The sequence below is a fragment of the Azospirillum sp. CT11-132 genome, from assembly GCF_047302835.1.
In the GTDB taxonomy this organism is placed as follows: Bacteria; Pseudomonadota; Alphaproteobacteria; order Azospirillales; family Azospirillaceae; genus Azospirillum.
Window position 1 is genome coordinate 213,853 of record NZ_JBGLZA010000006.1, and the last position, 11,499, is coordinate 225,351.

The 11,499-nt window shown below is 66.3% G+C and carries 7 protein-coding genes; 2 read left to right on the forward strand and 5 right to left on the reverse strand.

Annotated elements, in window-relative coordinates; translation table 11 throughout:
• Positions 1–85: 85 nt before the first annotated feature.
• Both ACCD06_RS24925 and ACCD06_RS24930 read right to left on the reverse strand, forming a co-directional pair.
• Complete coding sequence (locus tag ACCD06_RS24925) at positions 86–1,399, reverse strand: O-antigen ligase family protein (RefSeq protein WP_109156403.1); 1,314 nt, start codon at positions 1,397–1,399, stop codon at positions 86–88.
• 247 nt (positions 1,400–1,646) lie between these two features.
• On the reverse strand, positions 1,647–3,098 hold the full coding sequence (locus ACCD06_RS24930) for an exopolysaccharide biosynthesis polyprenyl glycosylphosphotransferase (RefSeq protein ID WP_109156404.1): 1,452 nt from the start codon (positions 3,096–3,098) through the stop codon (positions 1,647–1,649).
• An 823-nt stretch (positions 3,099–3,921) separates the two neighbouring features.
• Here ACCD06_RS24930 and ACCD06_RS24935 point away from each other — a divergent pair.
• Together ACCD06_RS24935 and ACCD06_RS24940 are read left to right on the forward strand one after the other, a co-directional pair.
• Positions 3,922–5,412, forward strand: a complete 1,491-nt coding sequence (locus ACCD06_RS24935; protein WP_413344265.1) for a lipopolysaccharide biosynthesis protein — start codon at positions 3,922–3,924, stop codon at positions 5,410–5,412.
• 54 nt (positions 5,413–5,466) lie between these two features.
• Positions 5,467–6,114, forward strand: coding sequence for a serine acetyltransferase (locus ACCD06_RS24940; protein ID WP_109156406.1), 648 nt, complete (start codon positions 5,467–5,469; stop codon positions 6,112–6,114).
• Positions 6,115–6,198: 84 nt separating this feature from the next.
• Here the strand turns inward: ACCD06_RS24940 and ACCD06_RS24945 are convergent, their stop codons facing one another.
• The 3 genes from ACCD06_RS24945 to ACCD06_RS24955 form a co-directional block, all read right to left on the reverse strand.
• On the reverse strand, positions 6,199–8,718 hold the full coding sequence (locus ACCD06_RS24945) for a cellulase family glycosylhydrolase (protein WP_109156407.1): 2,520 nt from the start codon (positions 8,716–8,718) through the stop codon (positions 6,199–6,201).
• 221 nt (positions 8,719–8,939) lie between these two features.
• The gene (locus ACCD06_RS24950; protein ID WP_109156408.1) at positions 8,940–9,905 is read right to left on the reverse strand and encodes a class I SAM-dependent methyltransferase; all 966 of its coding nucleotides are present in this window, start codon (positions 9,903–9,905) and stop codon (positions 8,940–8,942) included.
• Between the two features lie 160 nt (positions 9,906–10,065).
• On the reverse strand, positions 10,066–11,289 hold the full coding sequence (locus ACCD06_RS24955) for an endo-1,4-beta-xylanase (protein WP_247871377.1): 1,224 nt from the start codon (positions 11,287–11,289) through the stop codon (positions 10,066–10,068).
• Positions 11,290–11,499 lie beyond the last annotated feature (210 nt).

The following is an 11,499-nucleotide window of genomic DNA, read 5'->3' on the forward strand; positions in this document are numbered from 1 at the left end:
GGGTCTGCCTTCGGTCGAAGCAAAATGGGAAGGGTCGCTGGGAAAGGGGCCGGGGGCCCGAAATCGATGGTCGTCAGGTCCGTGGCTAGAGCGCACGGCTCTGGCCGGCATAGGCGGGGGCGACGCCGGCGGGCGCATGCCGCCGCAGCCGATGCTGCTCCTCCGCCCGGTCGTTCAGCAGGCGCTGCCAGCGGCTTTGCTGGATCAGACGGACGACGGCGATGGTGGCGATCACCCAATTCATGGAATGGCGCTCGGCGAACACGCTTTCCGACACCGAAACCGCCAGCAGGGCGCAGCCGACGGCGAAAGCCCAGGCGGCCTCGGCCCGGCTGCTGCCGTAGCGGGCGGCGAAGAAGCCCTGGAACAGCATGCGGCTCAGCACCACCAGCACCAGCGCCACGCCGACGAGGCCGAGGTCGAGCGTCAGCTCCAGCCAGCCGCTGTGGGCCGAGGTGATGCCCCAGTCGCGGGTGAAGCTGGCGCCCGGTCCATTGAAGCCGAACCAGTAGGCGGCATAGCCGTAGCCCAGCAGCGGCCGTTCGGTGACGGACTGGACGATGTGCTGCCACAGCACGGTGCGGCCGGTCAGGGTCGGGTCGCGGCCCAGCGCATAGAGCACGTCGTACCAGAAGGTGGCGCCGGCCGTGACCATGATGACCAGGAGGGCCGTCAACAGGGCCATGGTCGGGGCGAAGTTGCGGATGCTGCCGCGCAGCATCGTGGTGGACAGCAGGGCCACCGACACCAGGACCGAGGTGACCAGACCGGTGCCGGAGCGGCTCATCACGATCAGCAGCATCGCCAGCAGGATCAGCGGCCGGGTGACCCAGCGGCTCTGCTCCTTCTGCCAGTCCAGCCAGACCAGTGCCAGCACCAGCCACACCATCATGCGGCCGGTCACGTTCTTCTGGAAGAACACGCCCTTCCAGGCGCCGACATGCTGGGTGCTGTCCAGCCCGATCGTGGGCATCGCGAAGATCATGAAGAAGGACACGAACATCAGGAACGACAGCCCGACCACCAGCAGCCGCATGATCTCCGGGAAGCGGAAACGCAGGGCGAGCCAGATGCCGAACACCGTCGTGAACATGAAGGCGATCGACCGGCGCAGCGTCACGTCCGGAAACAGCGACCACAGCGCGGTCAGGAAGGCGAAGGCCATCATCGCCGTCAGCGCCGGGCTGGCGAAGGGAATCTGGAAGGCGATGCCGGGCCTGAGCGCGATGGCGGCGAGCACCAGCAGATAGAGGCCGCCATAGAGGACGGTGACGCCGGCGGACTCAAGATCGCCGGCCAGAGGGTCGCCGCCGGTCAGCATCAGCGGAAGCACGGAGCCTCCGAAAGCGATGATGCCGATGACGGCGATGCTCTTTTCCAGAAAATCCAGGACTTTCATCGGCTTTCCCTTGCTGCCGTACCGCGTTCGGCTGTGCAGACCTGAAGATGCGGTTGGCACCCCCCTTCTCGTAGGCGGGCGGTGGCATTAGACCGAAGGAGGCCGGACCCGAAAGGGGTAGCCGCTTTCGCCCGCCCCCCTTCCTTTGCCGGCCGGAAAAAGGAATGGAGCCGAAGGACCCCAATAAGAAGACCCCCGCGCGGGTGCGCGGGGGTCCGGCTGGCATTCAATTCGGGGGAGGGCCGGGTTACGACCCGTCGCCCTTCAGGACCATCACCGCGGTCTTGCACAGGATGAAGAAGTCGAACAGCAGGCCGCAGTTGCGGACATAGAAGACGTCCATCGCCACGCGTTCCTGGAAGGTGGTGCGGTGGCGTCCCGACACCTGCCAATAGCCGGTCAGGCCCGGACGGACGGTGCCGATCACCGCGGCGGAGTCACCCACCTCCGGCAGTTCCTTCGGCATGTAGGCGCGCGGGCCGATCAGGCTCATGTCGCCCATCAGGATGTTCCACAGCTGCGGCAGTTCGTCGAGCGAGGTCTTGCGCAGGAAACGGCCGAGCGGGGTGATGCGCGGGTCGACCGTCAGCTTGTGGTAGGTCATGTACTCTTCGCGGGCGACCGGGTCGTTCTCCAGCAGCTGCTGCAGCTGCTCCTCCGCATCGACATGCATGGAGCGGAACTTCAGCAGGTCGAAGGTCTGCTTGCCGCCGGCCCAGCGCTTCTGGCGGAACATCACCGGGCCGGGACTGTCCAGCTTGATGGCGACGGCGAGACCCAGCATCAGCGGTGCCACCAGCACCAGCAGGATGGACGACAGCACGATGTCCATGGCGCGGCGGATGCGCAGGTAGCCGGTCGGCGGACGGACGCTGACGCGCAGGGCCAGCGAGCCGTGCAGGTTGTGATAGGTCGCGTCGACCGCGCTGACGTTGCCCTCGCCCAGCACGCAATAGACCTGGCGGAAGGGCAGGGTGCGCACGAGCCCGGTCAGGTCGCTGCCGTGGCGGCCCATGTCGGCGACGATGGCGGCGCTGGCCTGGCCGGCGACGGCGGGCGATTTGGCCAGCAGCTCCACCGGACCCATCACCGGCAGGCCGGCGACGCGGGTCTGCCACAGGCTGTCGTCGTCGTCGACGAAGCCGACCGGACGCATGCCGAGCCAGGGCAGGCGCTGCAGCTTCTCGGCGATGGCGGCGCCCTGCGGGCCGGCGCCGACGATCACCACCGGCGTGCGCCAGTCCAGTGCGCTGGACAGCAGCCCCTGGATCAGCAGCAGGTCGGCGACATAGGTGACCGCGAAGCCGAGCAGCGCGATCGACAGCGCCTCCACGAAGAAGGAGCGGAAGCCCTCCATCACGATGAAGGGAACGGCCAGCACGGCGCAGCACAGAAAGGCCGCCTGAAACGTCCGCCGCGTCCGTTCCATGTAGTCGAAGCGGCCCAGCGTGTAGATGCCGAACACCGACTTGACCAAGGGCACCAGCATCAGGCCGGTCACCAGCGACCGCTGCCACGCCGCGGCCTCCAGCGGCTCCGTCAGCGCGTCGGCGCCGAGGAAATGGTTGAGCGTCCACCCCACCAGGGCGAGGACCAGCCCGTCGGACAGTGCAAGCAGCAGCCCGGGGGCGATCGTCGGGATCGTCGCCTTTTTCGCCGAGGTCAGATCGATGACCACATCTGGGTCCAGTTTGCTCATCGCAGGTCCCGTGGTTGAAGGGAATGCCAGCCACCGCACGGCCATTCGTGCGGATGGTCGCTCGTCATCAGCGTCTCTTCGGATTCGGCCGGTCTTTACTTTGCTGCGCCGCCTCAATCTCAGCTGCGCATTTATGTAAAGATCGCTCTTTCATGATTTCGATCGGCCGATCCGCGGTTCGTTGAGGACGAATTAGGATGAGGAGGCTTGGCCAGCAACAGTGCATACGGGCGTTGATTTCGCGTCCGCGATACCACCCGGGTTTCAAAGGGTGCGGGTGCCCGAATATTTAAGGGGATACTTTCGGATGCCGTCCCCAGCGGGGATAGCGTTTCGGGTTAGCGGCAAGGTGGTGTCGCACCCCGGGCGGCACGTTCGATCCCCGCAATTTTTGGGTAGAGGCCGGTAACCTCTTCCCCGACCGGCCGGAACGGTGGGGCGCGAAGGGGGATGATCGCCGAACTTGCGGAGTGGGTCCGCCACCCGGATTTACCGAAGGGAACCGCCGGGCAATTCCGAGCGGGGGCGTGGCGCGAACGCACCCTTGCCTGTTGCGGGGCGTAGGAGGCAGCGTGCGGGCTCGCCGGAAAGCCTAATCGGAACGTCCTGGTTCTCTGGCCGAAGCCGTGGTGACTAGCACCGAAGAGTGCTGCGGTCGCTTCAAGGCCGAATTGACGCTTTCCCAGCCGCCGCCAAGATTTGGCGCGTTCTTTTTCCTTATCTGCGCCCGTGCAACCCACCCCATGCGACTTGGCGGACGCAGCGCTCCCCTCTCAGGCGGGACCGGGAAAAGAAGCGGACTATAGGGGGCGAAGGAAACCGGATGGCTCTCGAAGCTGGTACGATCATCAAACATGGCTGGATGTTCATGGTGGCGAACGTGGTCAACCGCGCCGCGGGACTGCTTCTGCTGCCGCTCTATACGAAGGTCCTGTCGCCGGCGGAGTTCGGCGTCTATGCCCTGATCAGCGTCGTGGGCGACATCGTCGCGGTCATGCTGATGATCGGGATGATCAACGCCTTCACCGTCGTCTATTTCGAACATGCGGACAACCGCGGCCGAAGCCGGGTGGTCAGCACCACAATGATCGGGCTTTGGGCCGCCTCGCTACTCCTGCTGGCGGTGGCGCTGCCGGCGGGATGGGGCGCCAGCCACCTGCTGTTCGGCGGCAGCGATCAGGCGCCGATCATCGCCTTCGCCTTCGCCGGCATCGCGTTCAGCGCCGTCTTCGAACTGGCGCTCGCCTATTACCGGGTCCACAAGCGGTCGGGCACCTGCCTGCTGATTTCCGTCGGCAAGGCGGTGGGGCTGATCGGCCTCAACCTCACCTTCCTGCTGGTGATGGACCTGGGCGTGACCGGCATCTTCCTGGCCAACGCCATCACCTTCGTCGGTCTGGGCATCGCGCTGACGGTGGCGATCCTGGGCGCGAACGGCGTCGGCTTCTCCTTCGGGATCCTGAAGCGAGTGACGGTGCTGGGCCTGCCCTTCATGCCGCAGACCATGCTGGACATGGGCAACCAGTTCGCCATGCGCTATCTGGTCAACCTGCTGATGGGCGTGGCGGCGGTGGGCGTGCTGTCCTTCGGGCTGCGGCTCGCCACCATGCTCTACATGTTCCTGACCGCCTCCTTCCTGCAGATCTGGTCGGTCAGCCGGATCGAGGCCCAGCACGACGTCGGCGACAACACCGCCGGACGCGAGCAGTCGGAATTCGTCTTCTATCTGTTCGTCGTCCTGCTGTCGGCGGCGGCGCTGGGCATGGCCCTGACCTCGCCGGAGGTGCTGTGGCTGATCGCGTCCAGCGAGTACGACACCGTGCTGCCCTGCATGCCGCTGCTGGTGCTGGCCTATTTGCTGCACGGCGTGCGCATGCATGCCGAGGTCGGGCTGGTGAAGACCAAGAAGGTCGGCGTCCTGCCGGCGATCTCGCTGGGCGGGCTCGCGGTGGGCACGGCGATCATGGGTGTGACGCTGGGGCCGCTCGGCCTGATGGGCGGTGCCGTCGGCGTGCTGGGGCGCGAGCTGGTGATGCTCTGCGCCACCGAGACGCTGTGCCGCCGCCTCAGCCCGAAGGAGCCGGCGCTCAGCATCCTGCGGGTGACGGGCATCCTGGCACCGGCCGCCATCGCCTATCTGGCCGGCCTCGCTCTGTTCGGGTTCGAGGTGAACCCCACCTTCGCCGCGGCCAAGGTCGGGCTGACCATGCTGTTCGCCGTCGTCACCCTCTTCGGGCCGAGCTTCGGCAAGACCGACCGCGCCATGCTGTTCCGCATGCTCGGCCGATTTTTTCGCCGGCCCCAAGCGGCCTAACAATCAGCCGAACGGTCGGCCTGACAACGATTGAACCGGGAGGATCCCACCGCGATGCAGGATGTTCCGCGCTACACATATCGGCAGACGGTCGCGGCGGACGCCATCCGCTACGGCGGCGGTTCCGGCCTCGGGGCGGTGCTGAAGCTGCTGGCGGGCAACCGCATGTTCCGGGTGACCTTCACCCTGCGCAGCTGCCAGGCGGCCGACCGGATGGGAGGGCCGCTGCGCAAGCCGCTGCTGGCCGCCTGCCGGCTGCTGCACCGCTGGACCCAGCATTCGGCCGCCATGGACCTGCCGTGGGAGACCCAGGTCGGACCCGGCCTGCGCATCCTGCACGGCTGGGGACTGGTGGTGAACGCCAACGCCCGCATCGGCGCCAACGTCACCCTGTTCCACGGCGTCACCCTGGGCCAGAAGGACGATCTGCTCCCCAGCGGCCGGGTGACCCATTACCCGGAGCTGGGCGATGGCGTCTGGGTCGGGCCGCATGCGGTGATCATCGGCGTCAGCGTCGGCGACGAGTGCATCGTCGCCGCGTCCTCCGTCGTCACCAAGCCGATGCCCCGGCGCACCGTCGTCGCCGGCAATCCGGGAAAGGCGGTGGCGGAGGTCAGCATTCCCGACATCCCGCATCCGGCCCCGGTCGGCACACTCTCCACCCATACGACCGCCGCACAGGCCTCGCCCGTTCCGGGCTGATCGCCGGACACAAAACAGAAAGGGGCCGGCAGCATCTGCCGGCCCCTTCCGTCGTCGTTACACCGGTTGCGGTGAAGCCGATCCTCAGGCCGCGTGGGCCATCGGGTCGTGCCACTCCATCCCGTGATAGGCGGTGTCGATGGCGGTGTGCGACAGGTCGGTGACCGAGCTGTCGATGCTGGCGACGGTGGCCGTCGGCAGATCGCCGGCGGTCGTGTCGTTCGCGGCCGTCACGGTGTGGGCCAGCAGGTCGGCCGAGCTGAGCGAAGCGGCGGCGGCCTTGGCGGCGGCGTCGACGATGGTGCCGGTGCCGGTGGCGTCGGCCAGCGTCGCGGCGCTCGGGTTGGAGATCTTCAGGCTGAAGGTCTCGTTGCCTTCCGTCACGCTGTCGCTCAGCACCTTGACCGTCACGGTCTTGGCGGTTTCGCCGGCGGCGAAGGTCAGCTTGCCGCTGGTGGCGGTGTAGTCGGAGCCGGCCTTGGCCGTGCCGTCCACCGTGGAGTAGTCCACAGTGACCGGGCTGCTGGAGGCGGCCGACAGCTTGACCGTGAAGGTGGCGTTGGCGGTGTTGGCGGTGGTCGTCGGGGTATCGAAGACGGCGCCTTCCATGGCGGTCTTGATGATGTTGATCTTGCTCTGGTTGATGGTCTTGTAGTCGTCCATCAGGATGCCGCCGACGTCACCGGATTCCGGGGTCCAGGCCCAGAAGGTCCAGCTCATGCCCTTGTCGCCGGCCGCGATGTCGCTCTTGCCGTCCAGGTTCCAGTCGCCGTTCAGGTACTTGGCCATGGTCTTGGCCCAGGTCTGCTCGGCCGTGCTGCTGAACTGGCCGCCCCATTCGCCCAGCAGGATCGGCGCGGTGTCGTTCTTGTACAGATAGCCCCACATCTTGTCGTACTGGGCCGGCAGATTGTTCGGGTAGTTCGGATCGTTCAGCCAGCTGAACTGCCCGACGCTCTGGCCGTAGGCATGCGGCGAGTAGACGAGCTTGTTCGGCGTGTCGAAGTGGATCGGGCGGGACTGCGCACCGGCGAGCGTGCTGCTCCACTCCGTGCCTTCGACGAACAGCAGCCAGTCCTTGTTCACGCTCTGGATCGAGTTGCCGATGCGCTCGGCGGCCGAGGCCCAGTCGGTCGAGGCGTTGCCGCCCCAAGTGGCGCTGACGCTCGGCTCGTTGTGCAGATCGGCGCCGATGACGGTCTCGTTGCCGGCATAATGCTTGGCCAGCATCTTCCAGTTGGCGATCACCGTCGATTCCGGGTGGGCGCTGGTGTACCACAGCCCATGTTCGTTGGTGCCGGCGCCGCCGTCGTTGCGGTGGTGGTCGAGGATCACCTTCATGCCGAGCTTGCCGGCATAGTCGATGACCTTGTCATAGACCTGCAGGCGGGTCAGCCCGACCAGATCCGGGTTCTTGGAATAGTCGATGCCGTTGGTCACCGCGCTGCTGTCGAACATGGCGTCCGACATGGTCAGGCGGATGGTGTTGAAGCCGACCGACTTCATGTTTTCCAGGTGGTGCTGATAGCTGTCCACCCACAGGCCGGCGGGCACGTAGTTGTAGCCCTCGCCGCCGAACCAGTTCACGCCGGTCAGGCGGACGGTGTTGCCGGCCTCGTCGACGATCTGGTTGCCCTGTGTGTGCAGGAAGCCCTGGATGCCGCTGGACGACTGGCTGCCGGTCGGCTCCGTCACCGTCGCGTCGCTGACCGACAGGCTCGGCTGCGACGGGTTGGTGGGCGTGGTCGGGGTGGAGGTGCTGCCGCCGAACCAGGACTTGTCGGCCTTCACCTCCATGGTGCCGTTCCACCACATCGCCTTCTGGCCGGCGACGAGGTCCTTGCCGTCCAGCGCGCCCTTGTCAATCGACACGATGCTGTCGGTCGGGCTCACGGCATGGCCGCCGATGGTGATCTTGTTGACGTACAGGTTGCGGTCGACGCCGCCGACCACGCCGTCGTTGTCGTACTGGATCTGGACCTTGTGGGCGACGTCGGCGGCGACGTTCGCGTTGAAGGTGAAGTCCTTGGCGGCGGTGCCGGCCGTGCCTTCACCGATCTGCTTGCCGTCGACCAGGACCTTGAAGTGGGCGTTCACGCCGCCGGCCGCCGCGCCATACGCATTCACGACGATCGGCGTGCCGCCGGTGGTCGGGGTGGTCGGCGTCGTGGGGGTGGTCGGCGTGGTCGGGGTCCCGGCGGCGCTGGCGAACATGTCCTTGGACATGTTGAAATCGAGCGAGCCGCTCCAGGACAGCATTTCGCGGCCGGACAGGGTGCCCTGGCCGTCAGCGGCGTAGGAGACCGTCGAGCTGTTGGAAGCGATGGTCTTGCCGTTGACTTCGATCGACTTGACGATCAGGTCGCGGTACATGCCGGACTTGTCGGTGGACATCCAGTCGTTGTCGTACACGACCTGGACCTTGTGCGCGGCGTCGGGGGCCACCTTCGTGGTGAAGCTGTACCGCCCGGCGCTGGTGGAATTGACCGTCGCCTGGCCGACGGCCACGCCATCGACGAGGAACTTGAAGTGCGGCCAGACTCCTCCGGCAGCCACACCCGAGGCATTGACTACGAAGGTCGTATCGACGGGGCTCGTTGCCATTGGAAGCATCCTCTTTTCCGTGTTTTCGCTGGAGCCCAGACTGGCCGGAAAAGGTTAACGAGCTATTTCAAATTTTAGCGAAATGCGGCTCTAATGCCACTATCACTTGTGAAAAGAATGAGACACGAAAAACCCCTTTGTCGATGCATCGCAGCAACAAAGGGGTGATGTGTGGAGGCAACATATTGAACGGAAACGAAATTCCGTGGCCGCTTGCGGCGTCAGCGCGGTTTGTGCGCGACCAGGAACACCTCGGGACGGAACATATAGAGCTGACCTATCCTTCCGAGCTTGCGATTTAGGGTTAATGGCAGCAGTCCCAAAAATGCCTCAACCGCTCGCATGTAACCGAAATAGGCACGGCTGGCGAAATGCAGGTTCAGGTGGCGACGCACCGCCATCGGCACGACATAGACAGCCTCCACGCGGGCGAAGCCGGCCTCCCGCAGCATCGCCGCGGTCTCGCCCCAGCCATATTCGCGCAGATGCATGCAGACCGGCTCGTGCAGCCCGAACACCTCCGACAGGTCGGCGGGACCGGCGAACTTGTGCGGCATGCTCAGGACATATTTGCCGCCCGGCTTCAGGATGGTGTGGACGTTCGTCATGTGGGTGACGACGTCGTCAGGGTGCATGTGCTCCACCACATGGGTGGAGACCACGCTGTCATAGCGGCCGGCCGGCTCGAACTGGGCCAGATGCACACCGTCGCTGTTCTTCCAGGTGACGTTGGAGTCCTGTTCGATCCAACTGGCGCCGCGCTCGCGCGTCACCTCGGTGGCGACGCAGCGGTAGCCGTGGCGGGCGAGATAGCGCAGCAGCCGCGCCTTGCCCGATCCGACCTCGTAGACGTCCTGCGGCCCGCCCAGCAGGGTCAGGAAATGGCGGAAGTCCAGGTCGTCGTTGCGGGTGTGGGCATCGTCCTCCGCCTCGTTCAGCCAGGGGCAGCTGGTGTAGAGCGTGGTATAGGCCTTCTCGAAGGCATCCCAGCGCTCTTCCGGTTTGGTCTCGATCAGCTCGCGGGCAAGCCGCCGTTCCAGGGTCCAGTGGCGCTGCACCATCTCGATGGTCAGCGGACAGGACGGCGAGAGGTGGAACTTCCGCCGGTAGCGCTCGACGAGGGCGTCGTCGGTCCTCCGGTCGGCGGGCAGGCGATCCATCGGCAACGTGTCGGCTGTATTCTGCACGATCGACCTCTCCATCAGGGGGTGCCGGACGCAATGTGGGACTCTAATCGGGCATGGGGACGGACGCCCGCACGCGAAGGAGAAAAGGTGCGAACCTGTCGGAGGGGAAGATGATCGACACAGGCTTACCCCGCCTGCGCATCGCGCTTCCGTTGGCCCCTCAGCCCGACCGCACCCTGCCGGTGCGCGCCTTCTCCCGCAGCGTGTCCACCACCGCGGTGTAGAGCGGCAGCGGCCGGGAGTTCTCGTCATAGGGGGAGGGGTGGGGGTGCAGGTCGGGATGCTCCCGCGCGATGAAATTCAGGTCGGAGCGCAGGTGCCACCAGCACAGCTCCTCCACCCGCGCATTGTCCAGCATGTCGGCCAGATACTGGCGGGCCAGCTGGGCCATCGCCCGGTCCTTCTCCGCCCGCGACCAGGAGCGGGGAAGGCGCGTCTCGTCGACATCCATTTCCGTCAGATGGACGGCGAGGCCCAACTTGTCGACCGCGCGCAGGAACTTGCGCATGCCGGCGCTGTCATAGGGCTTGCCGCCGATCAGGTGGCTCTGCAGCCCGATGCCGTGGATCGGCACGCCGCGCTTCACCGCCCCGGACAGCCAGTCGAGCAGATAGGCGCGCTTGCGCTGCTGCCAGCCCTCGTCGATCTCGATGCCGAACTCGTTCAGCACCAGCTTCGCCTTGGGGAAAGCCTTGTGCACGTGGTGGAAGAAGGGGTCGAGCCATTCCGGCCCCTTCTCCGCCCCGCCGGCCGCCACCCACCACATGCCGCGGCGGAAGCCGTAGCGGTCCTGCTGGCGCGGGTGGCTTTCCGCCGTTTCCCAGAAGAAGACCTCGTTGGCGACGTCGATGCGGTAAAAGATGTCGCCGTAGCGCTGCCGCACCGCCTCGACCACGCCGGTGAAGCGCGGCCAGACATTCTCCTCGCTCAGCGTGCCCTCGGGCGAGAAATAAGCGCCTTCCGAGATGCCCAGTTCCGCCTGCCGGCCCGCCGGCAGCTTCATGTAGGGCGGCATGCCCATATGCTGCCAGATGATGGTGTGCCAGTTCGGCGTCGCGCCGATGCTGCGTGCCAGCTCAACCGCCGCGTCGAAGCGGCGCCAGTCGAAATTCCCGTCCGTATGCTGGAAGACTCCCCATTTTCCGCCGTTCTCCGGGGTGACGACATCGCATTCGCGCGCCATCAGCCGATCGAGCATGGGATCTTCCGGATCGACGAAATGATCGCGGGCGGCACCGTGGCGGATGCCCAGCGCCCTGCAGGCCTCGCGCAGAGTCACCGCCGGCTCCGCCGCCTCCGCGTGGCTTGCGGCGGCCTCCGCCGGGGCCGGGCCGCTGGCGCCCCGGCAGCTCGCCAGCACCGCGCCGGCAGCGGCGGTCCACATCAGATCGCGCCGGCTTGGACGCCATTCAGGGCGCCACTGGGTGCGCGATTTGGGAAAACCGGGCTTCGGACTCTCTGTCATGCGGAGGGGCTCTCTCTTCCGGATGGTGGGGCCGGTCGCGGGTTCCGGGCATGGAGAGACCCCTCCCTCCCGGACGCCGCAGCGTCGGTGAGGAAAGGGCCTCTGGTCGAAGGAGCTTCAGGTTGCCCT